At 33.2% G+C, this 22645-nt stretch carries 31 protein-coding genes; 19 read left to right on the plus strand and 12 right to left on the minus strand.

Going from position 1 to position 22645, the window contains the following annotated elements:
* Positions 1–133: 133 nt before the first annotated feature.
* The 10 genes from LA303_RS08885 to LA303_RS08930 form a co-directional block, all read right to left on the minus strand.
* A complete protein-coding gene (locus tag LA303_RS08885; protein WP_240524923.1) occupies positions 134–610 on the minus strand; it encodes a hypothetical protein in 477 nt (158 codons plus the stop codon).
* 462 nt (positions 611–1072) lie between these two features.
* On the minus strand, positions 1073–1603 hold the full coding sequence (locus LA303_RS08890) for a hypothetical protein (protein ID WP_240524924.1): 531 nt from the start codon (positions 1601–1603) through the stop codon (positions 1073–1075).
* Positions 1604–1608: 5 nt separating this feature from the next.
* Positions 1609–1923 carry a hypothetical protein gene (locus LA303_RS08895; RefSeq protein WP_240524925.1) on the minus strand — a complete coding sequence of 105 codons (315 nt, stop codon included), beginning with the start codon at positions 1921–1923 and terminating at the stop codon, positions 1609–1611.
* A 12-nt stretch (positions 1924–1935) separates the two neighbouring features.
* Entirely contained in the window at positions 1936–2424 is a 489-nt protein-coding gene (locus tag LA303_RS08900; protein WP_240524926.1) for a hypothetical protein, read from the minus strand.
* Positions 2425–2448: 24 nt separating this feature from the next.
* Entirely contained in the window at positions 2449–2625 is a 177-nt protein-coding gene (locus LA303_RS08905; protein ID WP_240524927.1) for a hypothetical protein, read from the minus strand.
* 36 nt (positions 2626–2661) lie between these two features.
* On the minus strand, positions 2662–3519 hold the full coding sequence (locus LA303_RS08910) for an RHS repeat domain-containing protein (RefSeq protein WP_240524928.1): 858 nt from the start codon (positions 3517–3519) through the stop codon (positions 2662–2664).
* A gap of 407 nt (positions 3520–3926) precedes the next feature.
* Positions 3927–4379, minus strand: coding sequence for a hypothetical protein (locus LA303_RS08915; RefSeq protein ID WP_240524929.1), 453 nt, complete (start codon positions 4377–4379; stop codon positions 3927–3929).
* Positions 4372–4599, minus strand: coding sequence for a hypothetical protein (locus LA303_RS08920; RefSeq protein ID WP_240524930.1), 228 nt, complete (start codon positions 4597–4599; stop codon positions 4372–4374). Before LA303_RS08920 ends, LA303_RS08915 begins: the two co-directional genes overlap by 8 nt.
* A gap of 268 nt (positions 4600–4867) precedes the next feature.
* On the minus strand, positions 4868–5353 hold the full coding sequence (locus LA303_RS08925) for a hypothetical protein (RefSeq protein ID WP_240524931.1): 486 nt from the start codon (positions 5351–5353) through the stop codon (positions 4868–4870).
* A complete protein-coding gene (locus LA303_RS08930; RefSeq protein ID WP_240524932.1) occupies positions 5350–5553 on the minus strand; it encodes a hypothetical protein in 204 nt (67 codons plus the stop codon). Before LA303_RS08930 ends, LA303_RS08925 begins: the two co-directional genes overlap by 4 nt.
* Positions 5554–5904: 351 nt before the next feature.
* Here LA303_RS08930 and LA303_RS08935 point away from each other — a divergent pair, with 351 nt between their 5' ends.
* The 3 genes from LA303_RS08935 (at position 5905) to LA303_RS08945 (ending at position 7561) form a co-directional block, all read left to right on the plus strand.
* Positions 5905–6147 carry a hypothetical protein gene (locus LA303_RS08935; protein WP_240524933.1) on the plus strand — a complete coding sequence of 81 codons (243 nt, stop codon included), beginning with the start codon at positions 5905–5907 and terminating at the stop codon, positions 6145–6147.
* Between the two features lie 420 nt (positions 6148–6567).
* Entirely contained in the window at positions 6568–6912 is a 345-nt protein-coding gene (locus LA303_RS08940; RefSeq protein WP_240524934.1) for a DUF3024 domain-containing protein, read from the plus strand.
* Between the two features lie 13 nt (positions 6913–6925).
* The gene (locus LA303_RS08945) at positions 6926–7561 is read left to right on the plus strand and encodes a hypothetical protein (RefSeq protein ID WP_240524728.1); all 636 of its coding nucleotides are present in this window, start codon (positions 6926–6928) and stop codon (positions 7559–7561) included.
* Between the two features lie 296 nt (positions 7562–7857).
* On the opposite strand, the gene LA303_RS08950 is transcribed toward LA303_RS08945, so the two are convergent.
* Together LA303_RS08950 and LA303_RS08955 are read right to left on the minus strand one after the other, a co-directional pair.
* A complete protein-coding gene (locus tag LA303_RS08950; RefSeq protein WP_240524773.1) occupies positions 7858–8670 on the minus strand; it encodes an IS3 family transposase in 813 nt (270 codons plus the stop codon).
* 23 nt (positions 8671–8693) lie between these two features.
* A complete protein-coding gene (locus LA303_RS08955; protein WP_240524774.1) occupies positions 8694–8969 on the minus strand; it encodes a transposase in 276 nt (91 codons plus the stop codon).
* A gap of 74 nt (positions 8970–9043) precedes the next feature.
* On the opposite strand from LA303_RS08955, the gene LA303_RS08960 reads away from it, so the two are divergent.
* The 16 genes from LA303_RS08960 (at position 9044) to LA303_RS09035 (ending at position 22001) form a co-directional block, all read left to right on the plus strand.
* Positions 9044–9595, plus strand: coding sequence for a hypothetical protein (locus LA303_RS08960; protein ID WP_240524935.1), 552 nt, complete (start codon positions 9044–9046; stop codon positions 9593–9595).
* Positions 9592–10197 (plus strand): agmatine deiminase family protein, encoded by a 606-nt coding sequence (locus tag LA303_RS08965; protein WP_240524936.1) that lies wholly within the window; start codon positions 9592–9594, stop codon positions 10195–10197. The genes LA303_RS08960 and LA303_RS08965 overlap by 4 nt, the downstream gene beginning before the upstream one ends.
* A 23-nt stretch (positions 10198–10220) precedes the next feature.
* The gene (locus LA303_RS08970; RefSeq protein WP_240524774.1) at positions 10221–10496 is read left to right on the plus strand and encodes a transposase; all 276 of its coding nucleotides are present in this window, start codon (positions 10221–10223) and stop codon (positions 10494–10496) included.
* A 23-nt stretch (positions 10497–10519) separates the two neighbouring features.
* Positions 10520–11332 (plus strand): IS3 family transposase, encoded by an 813-nt coding sequence (locus LA303_RS08975; protein WP_240524773.1) that lies wholly within the window; start codon positions 10520–10522, stop codon positions 11330–11332.
* A gap of 135 nt (positions 11333–11467) precedes the next feature.
* The gene (locus tag LA303_RS08980; RefSeq protein WP_240524937.1) at positions 11468–11701 is read left to right on the plus strand and encodes an agmatine deiminase family protein; all 234 of its coding nucleotides are present in this window, start codon (positions 11468–11470) and stop codon (positions 11699–11701) included.
* A 226-nt stretch (positions 11702–11927) separates the two neighbouring features.
* Entirely contained in the window at positions 11928–13028 is a 1101-nt protein-coding gene (locus LA303_RS08985) for an XRE family transcriptional regulator (protein ID WP_240524938.1), read from the plus strand.
* Positions 13018–13542 (plus strand): DUF4411 family protein, encoded by a 525-nt coding sequence (locus tag LA303_RS08990; protein WP_240524939.1) that lies wholly within the window; start codon positions 13018–13020, stop codon positions 13540–13542. The genes LA303_RS08985 and LA303_RS08990 overlap by 11 nt, the downstream gene beginning before the upstream one ends.
* 316 nt (positions 13543–13858) lie before the next feature.
* Positions 13859–14434, plus strand: a complete 576-nt coding sequence (locus tag LA303_RS08995) for a hypothetical protein (RefSeq protein WP_240524940.1) — start codon at positions 13859–13861, stop codon at positions 14432–14434.
* 93 nt (positions 14435–14527) lie between these two features.
* On the plus strand, positions 14528–15313 hold the full coding sequence (locus tag LA303_RS09000) for a hypothetical protein (protein WP_240524941.1): 786 nt from the start codon (positions 14528–14530) through the stop codon (positions 15311–15313).
* A gap of 132 nt (positions 15314–15445) precedes the next feature.
* Complete coding sequence (locus LA303_RS09005) at positions 15446–16165, plus strand: hypothetical protein (RefSeq protein ID WP_240524942.1); 720 nt, start codon at positions 15446–15448, stop codon at positions 16163–16165.
* Between the two features lie 74 nt (positions 16166–16239).
* Positions 16240–17046, plus strand: a complete 807-nt coding sequence (locus LA303_RS09010; protein ID WP_240524943.1) for a DNA-deoxyinosine glycosylase — start codon at positions 16240–16242, stop codon at positions 17044–17046.
* A gap of 166 nt (positions 17047–17212) precedes the next feature.
* Complete coding sequence (locus LA303_RS09015) at positions 17213–17959, plus strand: hypothetical protein (protein WP_240524944.1); 747 nt, start codon at positions 17213–17215, stop codon at positions 17957–17959.
* A gap of 455 nt (positions 17960–18414) precedes the next feature.
* Positions 18415–19413, plus strand: coding sequence for a hypothetical protein (locus LA303_RS09020; RefSeq protein WP_240524945.1), 999 nt, complete (start codon positions 18415–18417; stop codon positions 19411–19413).
* 36 nt (positions 19414–19449) lie between these two features.
* Positions 19450–20211, plus strand: coding sequence for a metallophosphoesterase (locus LA303_RS09025; RefSeq protein ID WP_240524946.1), 762 nt, complete (start codon positions 19450–19452; stop codon positions 20209–20211).
* A 111-nt stretch (positions 20212–20322) separates the two neighbouring features.
* Complete coding sequence (locus LA303_RS09030) at positions 20323–21291, plus strand: hypothetical protein (protein ID WP_240524947.1); 969 nt, start codon at positions 20323–20325, stop codon at positions 21289–21291.
* Positions 21285–22001 (plus strand): hypothetical protein, encoded by a 717-nt coding sequence (locus tag LA303_RS09035; protein WP_240524948.1) that lies wholly within the window; start codon positions 21285–21287, stop codon positions 21999–22001. The genes LA303_RS09030 and LA303_RS09035 overlap by 7 nt, the downstream gene beginning before the upstream one ends.
* Positions 22002–22645 lie beyond the last annotated feature (644 nt).

The raw sequence follows: 22645 nt of genomic DNA on the forward strand, positions 1-22645 counted from the left end.
AAAGATAGAAAAAGTTTGGGATTTAAGGTATGCGAAACAATTTGTGTATAAGAAGGAAATAACAAATTTTTATGGTCCAGGTCTCGCTCCCGCATTGGCCGGGCGGGAAGACCTGCGCCAGTTGGGGGGAGATTTAAAAATCTAAATATTTTCCTTCTTTTTTTGCTTTGCGTTGTTTCAAAATATTTCTAATAACGGCTGTAATTGTAAATATTGGAATATAATAATAATATTTTCCTATTCCTACAAATATTAAAATGGCATCGAGTACTAAATTAAATTCTCCTGCTGAAAACCATGCATATCTGTCAATAAAAGAATGTTTAGATCCCAGAAAAATAAAAATTTCTGAAAGATACGTTTGTATTAACTCAGCAACTTCTTTTTTACTTAAATTTCGGTTATTTTCTAATATATCAACAAACTCAAGTATTTGATGTTTATATTTACGATATTTAGACTTAGGTCTAAGATTATCAATGTACCTACCAATATTTTCTAATGTTCCACTATTTATAATCCTTATATAGTTACCTGAACCTTCACTATTTTTAATGTTGTTAATTTTATCTTTCAGTATAAAAATAAATTGATCATCTATTTCCATCATATTTATTATTTGTGCCGCTCATTATCTATTAATTGTTTTGTATTTTTTACAACTTCATACGTTTTGATATACCTTTTTAGGGCTTTCAACCCGACAAACTCATAATTTTTTTTGGAAATATTGTTAATAGTGTTCGTAAAGTTCTTTCTAACCAACCATTTGTGTGTACCCCCCCTAGCACAAGTCTTGTGCGCAAGCTCCGTGTGTGGCTGACTTGGGCCACTAAATTAACATCAAAACTACATAAATACATAAAACCCAATTTATACTGATATTTCTTTGCTCCGGCACTTCCCAAAGAGGTGGTGAGGTTGTTGTAGCCTTTGTGGGTGAGGCCGAAAAATGGATAACGGGTTTTCATGTTGTTATTATACTGTCTGGTTTTCGGTGGATAAAGATAGAAAAAGTTTGGGATTTAAGGTATGCGAAACAATTTGTGTATAAGAAGGAAATAACAAATTTTTATGGTCCAGGTCTCGCTCCCGCACGGGCCGGGCGGGAAGACCTGCGCCAGTGGGGATTTAATATCTTATCAAACTTTTCAGATAATGAATTAAATAATTCTTTATTCCAATATTTATTACCAAAAAAATATTCTTTGGATATGACTCCGATATACCTGAAAAACTTTTCTTTTCGTTTATCTTTTATGAAAATAGATGTTGACAATATAGTTTTTCTTCTCCAGATATCTAATTCCGAATATGGCAAAATATATTTTCCTTTTTTAATCATATTATCACGATAATAAAACGTAATTATCTGTTTATCATCATTAAATTCAATTCTATAAAAAAAACGGTATAATTTATATTGAAAGAATTTTACAAAAATTAAATAGAATGCAATAAATATGTATGGAATTCCAAGATATAACGGTAATTCGAAAATTGAATATAAAAAAATTGTAACCATAACAATTGTTCGAATTAACCAAGAATAAATTATATTTGGATATAAGGAAGATACTGTTTTAAAAACATTTGTATTCATAGTTATTAATTATCTATTTTTTCTTTTTGTTTTTTCTTTTTGTCTTCGCTTAATGTTTCGTTAGTAATATTTAAAATTGTGGAAACATCATTAACTGTTTGTTCTACTTTTGTTGAAGATGGTGATAAAATTGTTTTTAAATTAATAACATTTTCAATAACCTCTCCGATTTTTTCAAAAGTCCCGTCTGTTTTTGCAGCTTTATCTATACCTGCCCCAGTTAAAGAAATCGGCCCTTTAGATAAGTCTTTTTTCTTTCCCGTAGCTTCATTCATTATTTGAGCCACACCATAAACAATTTGAGAAGAACCGTATGCCATTGCGCGGGTTTTTTATCGATACCATTTTATTAAATAAAATCTATTATTAATTGTATCAAGAATACCCAACAACATAAAATCATAATAATAATTATTATTATGATTTGTTTTTTTATTAATTGTATAAACACCTGAAACAAACTTTGTTTGTATATTTCGTTCTATTGTATCCATTTTTTCATACTTTAAAAAATTTGATATTGCTTGTTTTTCTTCTATTTTCAAATTACTGTAACGTTTCCATAGCAATTCATTTCTATCTTCCCAATATTTATCAAATTTTGGGTAATTCTTCAAAGTATCAGTACTTATTTTAGCATAGAATTTATATGAAGTTAGCAGGTATGATGTCTTACACCAGTTTGATGTGTCTTTTTCTAATGTTGTCTTTCTAGGTAACCAAATATCGGTGGTCTCATCATTAAAGAATGAATACACAAGTGATGTAATAATAACAAGTAAGACAACTGTTATAATAATTAGATATTTTTTTTTAATCATTGAAATCTTTCATTAAATATTTATTTAATAATTACGTACTTGTCCTATACCATAACCATATATTGGAAAAGCAGTACCTTTGCCGGGATATGAATAATCGGCAATCTTTTGTAAACTACTTCTGCTAAAATCAAATTTATCAATAGAACCGTCTGCACGTTTAACTAAATCAACATTACCGTTGGCATCTAACAATTTCAATGTTAAAGTTCCATAAACACCACCTAGATTTATATTTCATGGTCTATGTAATGCTTCTTTGTTCGTGTTTAATGGAAAGAAATTAACTCGTAATGTAGATTTTCCTTTAAAATCAGATACTGTAAGGTTAGAACTTTTAAAATTCATTTTGCTTATATCTACATACAATGGTTTTCCCCCTCCTGTATTATACCATAATAGCGCTTCTATAACCGTAACTTTCCCGTCCCAATCAGGACGACCTGGCAAAGATGAAAAATGTTGTTCCATTTTATCTTTTTGTTCTTTTGTCAAATTATCAGTTCCTAAATTATAAACCGCTGCTTCATTATGCTTCATTCCTTGTTTAAAATGACTTTTATCCATAACAATGGCGTCACCTTGTAAACCTTTATCGTCTGTTCCCAAAAAATTACCTTTGGTGTCATAGATAGGATTATCAAATCTGCCGTCAGGGTCTATTCTTAAAATAGGATTATTCTGGCAGTAATTGTACGGGCTTACCCAGCTTTTTTCGCTTGCCATTGGATCCACCACAAACCACCTGCCCAAACTGGCATCATAAAACCTCGCCCCATAGTCGTACCAATCCAACCCAAAGCCGTCTTGTAATTCTTTTCCGTTATACAGATATTTCTTCGCCCCGGCGCTGCCCAAAGAGGTGGTGAGGTTGTTGTAGCCTTTGTGAGTGAGGCCGAAGGGGTAGTAATTGGTTTCCTTTACAATGGCTACCGTGCCGGCATTGCGCATGAAACTCAGGCGGTTGTTACCGAGATGGTCTTTATACTGGTACACATAGCGGTATCCCATGGCATCTTTGTAAATGTAGCCTTCGGGCTGTGCAATAAATTGCAAAACCCCGTTCTCATACTGAAAATCACCCTGGTAATCCACTGTTTTTATGACTGAGTTGTTTTCATATAACTGCTTGCGGAATTTTGTTCCGGCGGAGTAAATATAGAAAAAGTTTTGGTTTTAAGGCATGCGAAACGATTTGCGTACCAGAAGGTAATAACAAATTTTTATGGCCCAAGTCTCGCCCCTGCACGGGTCGGGCAGGAAGACTTGCGCCAGTTGGGGTTTAATTTATACTTTGTGGAAAAATGATACACTCTATGTAGAAAATTACCAACAGAATATAGCAGCATAAGTTATGAAGCAAATCAATAGACATCAGGTAATGTGGAGATCAAGCCTTCTTTCGGCTAGTGTCAAAATTAATAAAACATATTGAAAATGAAATGAAAATAAATTTGGATTTTAACACAGTATCTTGAGCCGGTTGGGGGATTGGCCTAAACTCATTTATTTTCGGAATTAATTTCATTTTTAATTTTTTCATTCAACTCCTTTACATACTGGCAGTTTGATTTAAAAAGATTCTTGTAATATTCTTTTGAACTCTTCATGAAATAGTATTTTTTATCTCTAAAATGAATAGCATAAATAAAAGGGATGATAAGGGAGCTTTTTATCTCTATAAATTCAGAGCTCCTTTGTTCATTCTTATTAAAGAGATTTCTGAGATAGAACCTATCTTTGTCATAATCAATGTTATATAACTTTGAATAAAGAACTAATAATAATAAAAAAAATATTATCAATATAATGGTTAAAAACAAATAGTTTACATTTCTGGTTGTAATGGTTGCAATAGAAAATATTAAAACTGATATAACACCAAAAAAAATAAGCAGTTGTTGATACCAAATAATTTTATTATCTCCCAAAATCTTAGTTGCCTTGTCAATCATCTTGTTTCACTTTATAAGTTATTTTATACCCCCCTAGCGCAAGTCTTGTGCGCAAGCTCCGTGTGTGGCTGACTTGGGCCACTAAATTAACATCAAAACTACATAAATACATAAAACCCAATTTATACTGATATTTCTTTGCTCCGGCACTTCCCAAAGAGGTGGTGAGGTTGTTGTAGCCTTTGTGGGTGAGGCCGAAAAATGGATAACGGGTTTTCATGTTGTTATTATGCTGTTTGGTTTCCGGTGGATAAAGATAGAAAAAGTTTGGGATTTAAGGTATGCGAAACAATTTGTGTATAAGAAGGAAATAACAAATTTCTTATGGTCCAGGTCTCGCTCCCGCACGGGCCGGGCGGGAAGACCTGCGCGAGTTGGGCGGAAGTTTTTTTAGGTTACAATAAAACTCATTAAAAAAATGAAAATAAATTTGGATTTTAACACAGTATCTTGAGCCAGTTAGCGGGAGCATGGAGTAGAAACAGAAATTACTTCACTAAATCTTCCTTTCTATATTTATATTCAAGCACTATTGTAAAAATGAGGAGCAACGCAATTAGGTTAATTGCTAAATATGACAACTTCATATTTCCATCTGCTCGTATTAAATCATAAGTAATAAATTGAGCTTTATCCCACCAAAAAGCAAAACTATGTCCCAATTTTTTGACAAAGCCTACTCCAACATAAGGTCCACTCACATTGAAATAGTAAAAGCCAAAGAAATGAAATTGAAACAACTGAGTTAGGTAATTTACACCTGATACAATTACGCCTTTCGGTGTTTTTATCCATAATAGTGTTATTCCACCTAATAGATTGAGAAGTATAATTGGTATAACCGATAACAAAGCTTCAAACAAGTGATAACCTGTATTAGATGAACTCTTATAGAAAACATATATTCCAAAAAAGCCACCTACTAATTGTAAAACAGCAGCCAGAATAATAATTATTCTTATTGTTTTTCTCATTTTTCTCCCCCCCCTAGCGCAAGTCTTGTGCGCAAGCTCCGTGTGTGGCTGACTTGGGCCACTAAATTAACATCAAAACTACATAAATACATAAAACCCAATTTATACTGATATTTCTTCGCTCCGGCGCTGCCCAAAGAGGTGGTGATGTTGTTGTAGCCTTTTTGGGTGAGGCCGGAAAACAGGTATCGGGTTTTCATGCTGTTATTATACTGTCTGGTTTTCGGTGGATAAAGATAGAAAAAGTTTTGGGTTTGAGGTATGCCAAACAATCTGCATATCAGAAGGAAGTAACAAATTTTTCATGGCCCGCACGGGCCGGACGGGAAGACTTGCGCCAGTTGGGGGGGGAAGCGGATTCCGCTAATGTCCCTTTGGAACAGTTTGTCCGGATAAAAAGCCTTATAACACAAGCATTGCTCAAGGAAAATGAGAAGAAAATAAAGCGGTTAACCGAGACAACGAATAAACTGAAAGTACAATTGTCTCTCTACACAAGCAAACCCTCCCAGGGCTTCTTCATTAAAATGTCACTCCGGAGAAGAAAACAATTGGAAAAGGAACTCAAAAGAGCTTTTCCCGGTATGGAATTTGAAGAAGCGGTGGAACAGGCAGCTTTTCGTTACCGGGACGATATTGACCTGGCCAAAACCTTTGCTGAAGCCGAAGCGGAAGAAAAACTGGAAGAAGAAAAGAAAAAACTTTTTGAAGATTGCAGCAAAGCCATCATAGCAAATATTGACATGCACCTAAGAAATAAAGAATTACAAGACCTTATAAGTAAGAATAAGTAACCTAAAAGACAGTAGTATTTGTATGCCCCCGGATTCCTGAAAGGAATTTGGGGGTTTTTTATTGCTCAGGATTTATTAGCAACTTGAATAAAATCCGGCACCTATTAGGTTTTCCTACAAGTTTAGGATTAACATTTTTATCTGCCCCGATATTCTCACTTTCTATCTTTTTTTGTAAAAATTCATTTACAGGTACGATTCTTATCTTACTTTTTTCTAACTTTACGGCAACCCAAAAATTAAACCCTTGCGCTTAAATCGCCCATTATATTGTTTGGCTTCCCATCGAAACTTTTTTACAGCTTCCCTGGCAAATATTCGTGTAGGTAAAATACTGTTATCCGAAAATATTTTGATGGTAGTCAGGCTATTTAATAGGGATATAAGGAGTTGTGTGCAAGCAAAAAAAAACGTGAGTGAATGACAAAAGCAACAATCGATATTAACGAATCAAAAATAAAACAGTACGTGGAATCTCTAAGATCTGAAAATCAAGAGATTCGTACTCAACTTGATTTTGGATATTCTTATGACGGAAAGATTGTTGAAATTTATGAGATCAGACCTTTGTGGAACAATCCGGCGGAAACACAAAATATTCCCTTTGTAAAAATTAGATTTTATAAGTCAAAACAATTATGGAATTTATATTGGATGCGAGCAAGTGGGAAATGGGAACTTTACGAACCTTTCTCGAAATCAACTTGCATAGATAAAATCATTGGAGTAATTAGGGAAGATAAACACGGTTGTTTTTTTGGTTAAGTCTAATAAAGAAATGGATAAAGAGATTTTTAAAAATAGTTTTATTGAAAACCTGAACAAAAATTTTCCAGAATTATCAAAAAATTTTGATTTTAAATTGAAGGTGTTTAGTGAATTAAATACGATTCTCTTTGAAATTAATAAATGTTTGTTACTTGAATTTAATCGTGCAGCGATAACACTAACTAATAATTTAATTGAACGCCTGCTTAAATTAGCGTTGATTTATCAAGAAGTTGGTATTGGATCAAAACCGGTAGAAAAATGGACTGAAATATTTAGCGAACCAAATAAAAAATATGGACAATTAAAACTTGGAAATTCAATAGAATTATGTAAAAAAAATAAACTAATAACCGAAGAAGAAAAACAAATACTATTCAATCATATAAGAGTTTTAATGAGAAATGGGTTTGCTCATGCTGACAGTTCTGAAATTTTGGCTGATTTGCCAGATAATTCAATAGGTTTTCAAGCATCATTAAGTAATCCAACAGATATAAAAGAAGTTAGAATGGATTATAAAGTAATCCCTTTTATGCAAGAGTTACAAATGGAGAATTTTGCTAATGAAAATTCAAGACCTTATTTCAAATTTGTCTTTAGATTAATTTTTAAGATTGAAAAAAGACTTATTGAAAATAATTAATAATGCCAGCACACAACAGCGGCTCATAGTGCATGCCGCAAATTGTGCTAAAATTGAAAATAAATCGTAAATTTGAGAATCTTTGTAAACAGAAAGATTATGAAAACCAATTGCGGCACACACCATAGCCACACCCGTTGGGCACATTTAATAATTTGATGGTAATTATTATGATAACAATTGATAAAACAACACAAGAAACAATAGTTAAATTTAACTACTCCCCATCTTTAGACAACTCTTTTACAAAAATAAATTAGATTTTCTTTCTTCGTTTAATCATATTAAAAGAAAACCTAAGCAGCCTGTTTGAACACTTTTACAGGCATTTTATACGCTAATGACTGATGGGGTCTTTGCGTGTTGTAGAACTCTATGTAATCTTTAATTTTCTCATATAATTCCAGTCCGTCTTCCGATGGTTCCAAATATAACTTTTCGTATTTTATGTTTCTCCAAAACCTCTCTATAAAAATATTATCTATGGCTCGACCTTTACCATCCATACTGAAAGTAATCCCCTTACCGGTTACAAACTCCGTAAATTCTGTTGCTGTAAACTGGCTTCCCTGATCGGTATTAATCATTTTAGGTTTGCCATGATCCTTTATGGCTTGCTCCAAAGTCTGTTTGCACCATTGGGTTGTCATGGTATTCGACAATGACCACCCTACGATATACCTGCTGTAAAGGTCTATGATGGCAAAAAGGTACATATAACCGTTGCCAACGGGAACATAGGTAATATCCATCGCCCAGACCTGGTTGGAATGGGTTATTTCTAAATTCCGCAACAAATAGGGAAATACCGTATGGCCTTCCCCCTTATGGGGCTTGCTCGTATTTGGACGTGGGCCGATGGCTTGCAAATCCATAAGCCGGTACAATCGTCGTACGCGTTTGGCATTGACCGGATACCCTATGTTTCGCAGATAGGTGGTCATGCGCATGACTCCATAAAAAGGTGTTTTCATGTATTGCTTGTCTATCAGCTTCATCAGTTCCTGATTGTAAGAACCCTCTTGTCGGGGAACATAGTAGAAGCTGCTGCGGTTTACTTCTAAAAGTTCGCATTGCCGTTTGACGCTTATTTCTTCTTTCCTGTTCACTTTTTGAAGTTTCGCTTTTCCGGCTATTTCCCCAACACTTTTTTTAAGAAGTCAACTTCCATTTGCAGTTGGCCTACTTTCTTAAACAGGGCTTCTTTCTCTTTTTCAACATCTTCTTTCTTAGTACCCTTTTCAAATACCGATGATGCTGATGATAAAAACTGGCTCTTCCAGGTAGAAATCTGATTCGGGTGTAATCCGTATTTCCTCCCCAGTTCCTGAATCGTTTCTCTTTCCTGCAGGGCTTCCAATACTACTTTCGTTTTGAACCTTGATGTGTACTTTTTTCTCTTTTTCATAACAACAAGTTTAATCAATTTTTCTAACTTAACTCGTTGTCCAGTTTTTGGGGTGTATTATAAAATCATTAGATTTGATAGCAAAAGATTTATTATTGCATCGACAATTAAAAATAAACAATTCTTTTTTTTCACTCATTGATATAGAAATCTACTATTGGCACAAATTACATCAAGATGATTATGCAAAAGGAGTGGACCATAAACGGCCTTATGGGCAACTAGAAATGCATCGCTATGGAATAGATTTTTCTTTGGGGAACAACAAAGATGAGGGATTTGGTGGTATTCTTTTTCGTGGTTTATATGATTTTTCAGCAAATACAATTATAAAAAAGTCGCATATTGTAAAAACAATATTTAATCAATTTGTTTTAGGTGAAAAAAATAGTTTTGAATTGGTTGAAAAAAATGTTCCTTGGCAAAATGTATTTGTTTCAGAAAGATTAAATCTTGGAAATGCGGATGTGAGAAACAAAAAACAATTTGTAAAAAGAAAGTATAAGTATTTAGCAAAAGATAAAAGAATATTCAAGAAATATGAAGATAAAGAAAAAATATTTAAAAATTCAGATTTATCAAATGAAGAAATTAAACAAATATTAGGATATTCAATAAGCAAATGATAACCGACTTCGAAACAAATACAATTTATTTTTCTGAACGATTAAAGACAGATAAAAGATTTACTAAAACATTTAAAGAAATCACAAGTGTTTTAAAATCAATAGGAATAGAGCCAAAATTATTACCAAAAACAAAAGATATTTGGGCAAGAGACTACATGCCTATTCAAGTAACAAAAGAAAAATTTATTGAATATCGGTATGACCCTGATTATCTTCAAAAAGCAGAGAAAGGTTATAGAAATTTAAAATCATATCCAGATATTGTTTGTGATTTGATTCAACTTACCACAGAAAAATCCGATATAATTCTTGATGGCGGGAATGTTGTAAAATCTAACAATTGTTTAATATTAACTGATAAAGTTGTTGTTGAAAATAGATTGTCATATTCTAAGACAGAATTAATTAAGAAACTGAAAAGAATATTTAAAGTTGAAAAAATAATATTGATACCTTGGGATAAAAAAGAAAGATTTGGTCATTCAGATGGAGTATTAAGATTTATAAATAGCAATACTGTTTTAATTAGTGAGATTTACGAATATGACACAAAACTCTTGTATAATACACCCCAAAAACTGGACAACGAGTTAAGTTAGAAAAATTGATTAAACTTGTTGTTATGAAAAAGAGAAAAAAGTACACATCAAGGTTCAAAACGAAAGTAGTATTGGAAGCCCTGCAGGAAAGAGAAACGATTCAGGAACTGGGGAGGAAATACGGATTACACCCGAATCAGATTTCTACCTGGAAGAGCCAGTTTTTATCATCAGCATCATCGGTATTTGAAAAGGGTACTAAGAAAGAAGATGTTGAAAAAGAGAAAGAAGCCCTGTTTAAGAAAGTAGGCCAACTGCAAATGGAAGTTGACTTCTTAAAAAAAGTGTTGGGGAAATAGCCGGAAAAGCGAAACTTCAAAAAGTGAACAGGAAAGAAGAAATAAGCGTCAAACGGCAATGCGAACTTTTAGAAGTAAACCGCAGCAGCTTCTACTATGTTCCCCGACAAGAGGGTTCTTACAATCAGGAACTGATGAAGCTGATAGACAAGCAATACATGAAAACACCTTTTTATGGAGTCATGCGCATGACCACCTATCTGCGAAACATAGGGTATCCGGTCAATGCCAAACGCGTACGACGATTGTACCGGCTTATGGATTTGCAAGCCATCGGCCCACGTCCAAATACGAGCAAGCCCCATAAGGGGGAAGGCCATACGGTATTTCCCTATTTGTTGCGGAATTTAGAAATAACCCATTCCAACCAGGTCTGGGCGATGGATATTACCTATGTTCCCGTTGGCAACGGTTATATGTACCTTTTTGCCATCATAGACCTTTACAGCAGGTATATCGTAGGGTGGTCATTGTCGAATACCATGACAACCCAATGGTGCAAACAGACTTTGGAGCAAGCCATAAAGGATCATGGCAAACCTAAAATGATTAATACCGATCAGGGAAGCCAGTTTACAGCAACAGAATTTACGGAGTTTGTAACCGGTAAGGGGATTACTTTCAGTATGGATGGTAAAGGTCGAGCCATAGATAATATTTTTATAGAGAGGTTTTGGAGAAACATAAAATACGAAAAGTTATATTTGGAACCATCGGAAGACGGACTGGAATTATATGAGAAAATTAAAGATTACATAGAGTTCTACAACACGCAAAGACCCCATCAGTCATTAGCGTATAAAATGCCTGTAAAAGTGTTCAAACAGGCTGCTTAGGTTTTCTTTTAATATGATTAAACGAAGAAAGAAAATCTAATTTATTTTTGTAAAAGAGTTGTCTAAAGATGGGGAGTAGTTAACTTGTATCGTCTTAAACAAAACGGAATTCAATATAAATTTCTTAGGTTCAATGTGAATAAAAGAAATAAACGAAATTGGGCATATATTAATTTCCTTCAAACGAAAGATTTGATTCTTTTACCAAAATTTGAAATAGATGAAGATGAACAAGCGTTAGAACAAATAAAAAGATACTATCCTGATTATGCTGAAAATGATAGAATTGCTCAAATTAATATGACAAAAATTGTTAAATATGGCGGAGCATTAAATTGCATTACTTGGACAATAAAAGATTGGAAATGAAAGAATAACGTGCCCTAACAAAGAACATAGTGCATGCCGCAAGTAGTTGTAAATATAAAAGTTGAAATACAAAATAAAATTAGTCTTAGATTGAAAAATAATCGCATCAAACTGCGGCACACACCATATTTAAACCGTTAGCCGCAAGGCAAAAAGAGAAAAATGAAAATAGGAAAAATGTTCACCAATAAAATTAAAATAAATCAAATATCTTTGTGAGTAAAAAATGGCAAGAATTAATGTAAATATTAACCCTGATATTTTGCTTTGGGCAAGACAAGAAGCTGGCTACAGCATTGATGAAGTGGCTGTAAAGCTTTCTGTTGACCCTGAACGCTATAAAAATTGGGAAAGGAAAGGTCAAGATATTCCTTTTGGTAAATTGCAAAATCTTGCCACTTATTATAAAAGGCAAATTGCTGTTTTCTTTTTACCTAAAGTTCCTGTTAAAATTAAAAAACCCAAAGACTTTAGAAACCTTTCTCCTACTGACAGTTTTCTTTCCAAAGAAGTATTACTCACATTGAGGAGAAGTGCGCATTTACAAAGAATAGCTAAAGACTTGGAAGGTGAAAACTATTGGAATAAAAAGTTACTCTGGCTAAATGAGATTGAAAAGATTAAAAATGAAAAAGACATTATTACCAGATTAAGAAAATTGATAGGAATAGACATAGACCAACAATTAAAATGGAAATCTGAAAGTGAAGCATATAGAAATTGGCGAACATCCATTGAAGATAAACTCGGAATTTTAGTTTTCCAATTTTCCATGCCAATTGAAGAGTTACAAGGTTTCTGTATGACAGATAATTTGCCATACATTATTGTAACCAACAGCAATCACAGCTACACCGGTCGTATTTTTACAATATTTCATGAATTGGCTCATATAATACGTCATCAATCGGGTATGTGTTTGGTTGACAAAGTTGAACAAAATCAAAAAGAAGAATGGGCGTGTAATACATTTGCTGGAAGTTTCCTTGCCCCAATAAAAACCATAGTTCCAACTGACAATTTAAAAGAAATAGAGACTTATTCCAGAAAACTGAAAGTAAGTCGTGAAGTATATCTCCGTAGATTAAAAGAAGAAGGTTTATTGCCTGATGTAAAATTCTATGCGTTACTTGACAAAATAAAAGCAACATATAAGAAAAAACCAAAAACTAAAGGATTTGTTTTACCCGAAGTAAAAAGTAGAGCATCCAGAGGCGAAACATTTTATAACATAGTTTTTGAAGCAATTGGTACAAATCGAATTAATTACACTGATGCTGCTCATGCACTCGGTTTAAGGGTAAGTAGGTTAATCAATGAAATCTGATGCAAGAGAAATATATTGTATTGATGCGAGTGCATTTATTACTATGCATCGGTTTTATCCTTTACGATTAATGCCTGATTTATGGAGGTATTTAGAGGAACTTTTTGAAAAAAAGAAAATTTTATCACATCAGATTGTTTTCGACGAAATAGTACCAAAATCCGGGAAAAAAGATGAGCTTGCACAATGGTTAACAGCTTTTAGAGCAAATTTCATTTCTACATCCCAAAGGCAATTGGAACTCGTTCCTGATGTCTTAAGTAATTTCCCAAAGTTAATCGATCCTGAATCTGAAAAAGATCAAGCTGATCCTTGGATGGTTACTATGCTAATTGAAATAATGGAACAAGACGGAATGTTTGGGGACCAGTCAAATTATGTAATGGTAACTACCGAAAGTGAAAAAAGAGCAACGAGGTTGCCTGCAGCATGCAGACATTATAATATTCGACACATGAATTTATTTCAATTTTTTGAGGCAAATGGTTTTGAGTTCACAGTAAAGAAGATATAATGTGACACAAACCGACAAAACATAAAAGTGTACAAGTCCGCACATTGAAAATATGACGAAGAAATCAGTTGAACTTTTATGCGCCGATGTGAGGCGAAAGTACGAAGAGAATTTGATACTACCACCGGAAAAAGGAATTGGCAAATATTTGGATAAAATTTAAGATGATGGAAGCCTAGCAGACAACAAAGCATATAAGTCGTTGAGTGACACTTATTAAATAAATATTGAATAACTTTTATATATTTAAAGTGATTTTATCATAGAATACATATGCCTAACCGTTGTATGCAAGGTGTAAAAAGATTACATAAACATGAAATACTCTAATTCTGAATTAATTGTTGAAAGATATTATAGATTGAGAAAATGGCTGGTAGAAAAAGATGTTCCAATTCTTCCTCAAAATGGGAAAAGATTTTGGGGTGATTTAGATATTCTTGCTGTTGGTGATGAAGTTCATATAATTAGCTGTAAAGATTTTTTACCAAGCAACAAAGAAATTGATAGAGTAATTAAGAATTTAGAAAATGCGGAGATTTTTATACGGAAAGAATACAACTATCTAAAAAACAAAAAATTCAAAAAGATTTACGTATATGGTGGCTCTGGAAAAAAGTCTATTGAGAAAGCACATAAAAATGGTATAGAAACAATAGAACTCAAAGAGTTGTTAGCAAAATATTTTAAAGAACTTGATAGTTATTTGTCTAAAATGAATTTTGGTCGAACAGATATTGGCAAAGGGAAAAGATATACTATTGTTGGAGAATTAGAAGGATTGGATAAATTTATGTCTTTTTTATTGAATAATAATTTTATTAATGATGAGACAGTCAATAAACTATTAGAAAAAAATAATATTGATAAATTATCAAAACCAAAACAATAAACAAGATTAAGCACTAATTTAGTGTAAAGCATGTGCCTTTAACTTTGTAAAGTATTTTGCCCTTAACGGACATTGAAAAAACGAGTAGATACAATGAGAAAAATTGATAATAAATTAATAGCCAGAATGATTAATGGTGATTTGTCGCCTTTATTGGACTATATTAAATCGGATAACGAATTACGCATAGAGGTCCGGCAGGATGGTGATGCTTATGTTTATTATCGGAAAGGGAAAGCTTTAGAAATAAAAACATTAAAAGTTGACCCAAAATATGGGAATATTCCACCAACAAATTTGGCAATTTCTAATCCAGCTGAATATTTTGAGCACATAAAGAAGACAATTGATAAATGGCTTGAGGGTAATCCAAGACATGAATTTGATACACAGCAAAATATTGCAAAATCTAATCAAGACATAACAGATAAGTATGTCATACTTGATATGGAATATGCCTTTGAGCAAAACCAAATAGAAAAAAATAATAGGGAAAAACGGGCTGTATTCGATTTATTAGGCATTGAAAGAGAAACCAACAAAATAATCTTTTTTGAAGTAAAAAAAGGAATGGATGCGACTAAGGGTAAATCAGGAATAGAAGAACATATAAATGATTTTGAGAATTATTTATATGGTAAAAATTCTGATACTTTTAGGACAAACTTATTTCAAGACATTAAAAACATTATTGAAGATAAAACTAGGTTAGGAATTCTAAACGGTTTAAATCTCTTTGATTCATACAGTCAAAAAGACCCTGATTTGGTTTTCGTTTTTCACCCTGACAATGATTCGCAAATTCAAGATTTTTCAACAGAACTAAAAAATAGATATAAGCTTATAATTGTAAATGAAAATGATTACAAACTAAAATAACGGTAGAAATAAAAAACAACAAACCGCTAACATCGGCTCATACTGCATGTCGCAAATTGTGTAAAGCATGTGCCTTAACGAACAACGGGCCATTTAATTAGGCATACAGGGGTTGGCAGCAATTGAAATAAAATGATAACTGAACAAGAAACAAAACTCTTTAATGAATGGTCTTCTTCCAGACAAGGTTTTAGCCCAGATGGAATCGTTGACGAAACCAAGTATCTAAGCAGCAACCCTAAAATAATGCTCATTCTAAAAGAAGTAAACAACAAAAAAGGAGAATCGGTTGACTTAAAGGAATTTTTAAGAAATGGAGCATACAATAGACGGCCGACATGGGACAATGTTGCGAGATGGGTTTACGGAATTAACAATTTGGATAAAGAAATTGAGTGGAAGAATTTAGAAAACCGGCAAATACTTGATACATTGAGAAAAGAATTGCTTCCGATGATTTGCATCATAAATGTTAAAAAATCACCTGGTGGACATACATCAGACAATAAAAAAATGTTGAAAACTGCTGACCAAGACAAAGAACTGCTGAATCGACAATTTCAACTCTATTATCAAAGCAAAACGACACGCCCAGACCTAATAATCTGTGGTGGTTCTTCAACATCAAATGCTTTCAATGCTTTTGTTGATATTCCAAATAAAGACAACTGGCATAGAACAACAAGGGGTATTTGGTATTATGAATACGACACAGGACGATTTTTTATTTCCTACTCACATCCAGAGGCAAGAGTACAAGACAATTTGCTGTACTATGGACTTATAGATGCAATAAAAGAATTAAAAAAACAACATGCTGCCAACATCGGCTATACTGAATACTGCAAATAACTCTAAATAAAGCGATTAAACTTCGATTAAATATATTAGTAAATACGAAAATTAAAGCTATAAATATTTAGAAAATGGAGATAAAAGAAGTTAATAGGAATATTCCAGAAGACAGGGAAAATTCAAATGAACGATTTAGAGTTCGCTACAAAGATAAAAGCAAATTTGATCTTTTAGTAGTTAACATCTGTCGTATAAAAACCAATGAAATTCAGGCTTTCAGTTTCAAATCTTCAGATTTACCAGACAAGGATTCAATACATTTTTCAACTTCGATTAACAATGGAAAATTTCAGGTTGATTGGAAAGGAATATCTTCTTCTCCTAAAACTAAAAAGAAAATAATAGACAAAGTTCCTGAAAAGAAAAAACCTGTAACTGAAACGAATACAGTTCAAATTGAATCTTTTAAGCCAATTGTCGGCAAGAATCCCAAAGTCCTCATTCTTGGCACTATGCCAGGAAAGGATTCATTACGACTAAATGAATATTATGCAAATTCAAGAAATGTATTCTGGAAAATAATTTATGAATTGCATAACTCAGAGATTCAGTACGATTATGAATCTAAGACTGAATTTTTAAAACAAAATGGAATATCAATCTGGGATGTTTGCCACAAAGCAAATCGAGAATCAAGTTTAGATTCCGATATTAAGAATGAAGTACCAAACGAATTAAATGACTTTTTAAAAGCGAATCCATCAATAAAAATAATTGCATTTAATGGACAAAAAGCAGAAAAGTTATATGACAAATACTTTGAAAGATTTGACGGAATAAATTACATGACTTTGCTTTCAACAAGTCCAGCGAATGCATCATATTCCTTTCAAGAAAAAATAGATAATTGGAACAAGATAATAAAGCCCAGCTCATAACAGCAGCTTATAGTCCATGTCGCAAATTGTGCAAAATTGAAAATAAATCGTAAATTTGAGAATATTTACAAATAGAAAGTTTATTAAAATCAATTGCGGCACATCGCATAGCCCTGGCCGTTAACTTAAAAAATAGGAATATTTAAATTTTGTAAAAATTGCAATAATGAAAAAATTTATTTTATTATTACTAGCAATCTCTATTTTCTTGGCCTATTGTAATATGGGGCCAAATCATTATAGTAAAGGCAAGCAAAATCTTTCTGTAGGGAAATACCTTGAAGCTTCTAAAGAATTTGATCTTGTTCCATTAAATAGTAAAAATAAAGATAGTGCTATCATATTGAAGAATTATTGTGTTCGGTTATATCAAGCAGCCCTAAAAAGAAAAGAAAGTATTGAAACGGGGAAAGAATATTTATATAAATTTAAAAACTTTAATTCAATTGTTCCCGAGTATAGATATAGTTTAAATAATTTAACGGAAGAAGTTGCTTTTTTTGGGAAAGTATCAGAATTTATTTCTAAATATTCTACATCAAGGGATCTTGGGTTACAAAAACTTGCTGAACAATTAAAAAAACTATTAATTTACAGACAAAAGGTTGAATTTCCAATAATTAGAAAAAAAAGTATCACTTTAATGAATGAAGTATTATGGAAGCATGATATTAAAGCGTATGTAAAAAGTATTGATAGGAAAACTAATGACAACGCAATATTAATTTTTGTAAGTAGCATTTTCATAGCTGATCAAAATATAATTGGTTTTGAAGTACCATTGGAATCTAGGTTTAAAAAATTTAGATTTTCTAAGGTTGAATATAAATTGTCTAAATATGATTCTAATCTTGCAACTTTTCATTTAAATTCACCCTCTGATACCAATATAAATCCGTCGTCATATGATTAAATGTAATAAAGCAATGTTCTAATTATTTCTTTCAAATTCAGAAAATTTTGTCTTTTTCATCTTCTTGTTTTTTTGACCGTTTAAAATTAATAATTTGTTCTGACGCGCCCGCTCTGGCGGGCGCGTCCAACTCTAATTTTAAATGGCCGAATTTCAGGGAAGCTGACATTATCACACTAGGTTTAATATTACCAAAAACAATAAAGTTTACTTATTGATGAGATCGGAAAGAGTTTGACATCAGTATTGCGAGTATATCTGTCGCTGTTCAACGCCAGCAACCATGCCAGCAATGCCTATACTAAATCAAAGTGCTTTTGGTTCATTTAAATCCCAAAAGTACACTTTGATTTGTAACCCGTATTAAATACCTTTGTTTATCATTTCTGCTTGATTAACAAGGCTGGATTTTAAGGAATTACAATTATAAAAAGAGCCCGTAAAAACTAAACAACATGTGGTTTGAAGAACTAACCGGATTTAAAGAAGAAAACCCGCAGCAAGTCCGGAACAACATCAGAATTACGGGTAACAAATTAATTTCCAAGGTTAACCAAAAAGTGTATGCCTATGGAGAATTGGAGGTTCCTACGCTTGAAGTGCTGAGAAACCGGTTAAATACGGACAAAATCTCCAAATCAAAAATCCAGGTTAGTGAAGTAATAGGTGATGTACAGCAGTTGCACCAGCAAAAAGAAAATAACGGAGCACTCTTTCAGGTCGCTTCCCAGTTTAACCTGTTGGAAATGACAGGGCCGGATGTAATTCCCGAAGAAGGAGTAGGAATTTATGAAAGAGACAATACACAAGGTCCGGCTTGCGCCATAGCTTGTGGGGCAGGAACCATATTCAGAAATTATTTCGTCGATATTGACGGGCAAAAAGGTCAAACAGCCACCCGGCAAATCAATTGCCTGGATGAAATCAGTCGTTATTTTAATAATAAAAAACAACACTATTGGAGAATGTCTAATGGTTATGCACTGTTCACTAAAGAAGGATTACATGCCATCAATCATCAGATAGAAAACTGGTCAAGGCAAGAATATGAAATGCTAAAAGGAAAGCTTAGAATTGGAATTCAATGGGATACAGAAGTTACAATCAACCAAAACAAAAATATTGTTACACAAGCCTATTGTTCAGCATTACCTGTGGCCTATTCACTTTTTGAATCCGAACTTCTGGAAAGATTTGCACGACTTATTTTAGAAGCTACTTATGAAGCCACTTTACTTGCCGCCATTGAAAATTTTCAAAGAACGGGTAACAACAAGGTTTTTCTTACTTTGGTCGGTGGTGGCGTTTTCGGCAATAAAACAGAATGGATTATAGATGCTGTTGAAAATGCAGTCAGAAAATTCATTACCATACCGTTAGACATTAAAATGGTCAGTTACAACCGGTCAAACTATTGGATTAAACAATTTATAAATCGAATCACTCCGAATTGAAATCCTCATAAGCCCTTATCATAACGAAAACATGAAATGATTTTACAATACGCATCAGACCTGCATCTGGAATTTCCCGAAAACAAGGAATATATTAAACAAAACCCGTTGAAACCTTTGGGTGAAATACTGGTGCTGGCCGGCGACATCGTGCCGTTTGCAGCCATGAACCAACAGCGTGATTTTTTTGATTTTGTTTCCAAAAATTTCAAATACACTTTTTGGGTTCCGGGAAACCACGAATATTATCATTTCGATGTAAAAAACAAATGCGGAACATTTCATGAAAAAATAAGAGACAACGTCTTTCTGGTCAACAACACAACAGTTATCCATGAAGATGTAAAATTTATCTTTTCTACTTTGTGGTCAAAAATCAGACCGGTCTATCAGTGGCAAATTGAAAGGGGGATGAGTGATTTCCATGTCATAAAATATGCCGGACACCGCTTTTCTGCGGAAAGGTTTAATGAGCTGCACGATGAAAGCTTGCAATTTATTGAGCAGGAACTAAATAAAAAACATTCAGGAAAGACAGTGATAGTTACACATCATGTGCCTACCTTTTTGAATTACCCTGAAGACTATAAAAACAGCATTCTAAACGATGCCTTTGCCGTAGAACTTTTTGATTTAATCGATGCAAAAGGGCCAAACTACTGGATATACGGTCATAATCACCATAATCCGGCAGACTTTACTATTGGCAAAACAAAGCTGTTGACCAATCAACTGGGGTATGTAAAGTATAATGAACACTCTGCATTTAACAGCACTAAAAATATAAAGATAGCATAATTATTGTTAATGAGAATATTATATGTATATTTGCACATTATCATTTATATATGAAAACATGCATTATTAATGATAACAACAATGATAGTCTTAATAACCAGCTGAATAAAGATGAATAATGTAATAGAATACATACAGGAAATAACCGGCCAGAAAATAAACCTGGAAAGAGTGAGTAAAAAAGAGGTGAAAAACATACCCATATATATACTCAACGACTATACTATTTGGAAAGGAAAGCTGTTTGGCAAGACCATATTCTTTTTAGAAAAAATTTCTCCCGGACATTTTACCCCGCTTCAATATGAAAAACAAATGGGTCTGCTCGAAAAAAAGCTACAAAACCCGATTGTATTTGTATTACCCGAAATAAAATCATACGATAGGAACAGGCTAATCCGGAGGCGGATTAACTTTATTATAGGCAACAAACAAATTTTTATTCCCCACTTATTGGTTGATTTAAAGGAATACCGGGTTAAACCATTACAAAGCACCTTCTTACAACCTGCTGCTCAGGTTATCGTGTTGTACCATCTGCAAAGACAAAGCCTGAATGAAATGACTTATAAACAAATTGCAGGGTTGTTGCAATATCCTTATTTAACAATAAGCCGGGCAGTGGAAAACCTGCTTCTTCTTGAAATATGCAAAACAGAAGGCAAAAAAGAGAAAAAGGTCATTTTTAAAACGGATAAAAAGGAACTGTGGGAAAAGGCACTGCCGTTAATGAGGACACCGGTTAAGAAAAAAGTGTTTATTAATCAGAATTTGCCAAATAACATGGTATTTAAAACCAATATCAATGCATTGGCATTTTATACCGATATGAATGATGATGGGCACAAATATTATGCAGTAAATCATCAGGACTTTTTAAACCTGAAAAAAGAAAAGAAAATAAAGACGATAAGTAACTACGACGGCGATTATGTTATCGAACTATGGCGCTACAATCCGGGTAAATTGACCGTGAATAATTACGTCGATCCGCTTTCTTTGTACTTGTGTTACAAAGACACCGCTGATGAGCGTGAAGAAATGGCATTAGAACAATTATTAGAAAGCGTAAAATGGTAAGAGGAATAGAAAAATTCCGGGAATATTTTAAGGACTTCCCCAATAGTTATATCATTATCGGTGGCACTGCCTGTGATATTATTATTGAAGATGCCGGTTTGAAACCACGGGCCACTAAAGATTTTGATATCATACTGGTTGTAGAAGCACTGGAACCTGAATTTGTTCAACAATTTTGGTCGTTCATAAAAGATGGCAATTATGGTCAAAAAGAAAAAAGCCCTGAAGAACGTAAGTATTACCGTTTCCTGAATCCGGAAAATACATCATTTCCAAAACAGGTAGAGTTGTTTTCACGCATACCCGACTTGCTCGATCTGGATATTGATACGCACCTGACCCCCATTCCGGTTGATGATGATTTATCAAGCCTTTCAGCCATTTTGATGGATGAAGATTACTACAACTTTACAATACAGCACAGTACAGTTGAAGAAGGCGTACATCTTGCCAATATTGAAGCTTTGATTTGCCTGAAAGCAAAGGCATTCATTGATATGTCAGCACGTAAAGCCAATGGTGAAAATATTGACGATAGAAACATCCGTAAACATAAAACAGATGTATTTAGAATGGCTGTCATGCTTCCTGCTGAAAATACCTTTGAACTACCACCAGCAATAAAAAACGACCTTCAAATCCGGCATAGCATTTTGGATAAACCACCCGAATTTAAGCCTATCTTCCGGATTAATTGTTCATTTAAATGACTGTACTCCATTACCAGTTATTCGTAAGGAATTCTCTTACATACCTAACTTTTTTTTGAGATATTGGGAAATATTGGGCAATATTAGGAAACATTTTTCCCATTCCGGTAAATAACGGAAATATTGTAACCACCTATAATAAACCAAGGCTAAATATCTACATATCACAAAATTATATATTCTTGTTCATTATTTACAACCGTTCACGTAACGTGAACAATGAATTTTTGTGAACGCCCAATAACCAAACAAGCGGTCAAGTTGTATAAATTTAATTTAAATGGCCGAATTTCAGGAAGCTAACAACCAAAAAAAGATAAACAATTAAAAAAAGACGATATCCTGTAAATTTCAAACTTGTTTCCTTTTTATTTTGTACGCTATTTGTACCCTTTTTTCTTAACCAATTGATTCATAGAAGCAATTAGTTTCTGTATCGGGAAGTAACAACTTGGTAACCATTGATAATGCCCGTTCCTTTAAAATTAGCACAAAAACTCCGGCCACTGTTTTCAAAAAGGAAATTTTAAATTTTCACTTTTTTATTCTCTTTTTTTATAATTTTACCACAACCCAAAAAAACAAAAACCTTTGCGTGTAACCTGCCCGGTATATTATTCCACGTTTTTAACAAGCCATTTAAC

The sequence above is a fragment of the Candidatus Sulfidibacterium hydrothermale genome (assembly GCF_020149915.1).
Lineage (GTDB): Bacteria > Bacteroidota > Bacteroidia > Bacteroidales > F082 > Sulfidibacterium > Sulfidibacterium hydrothermale.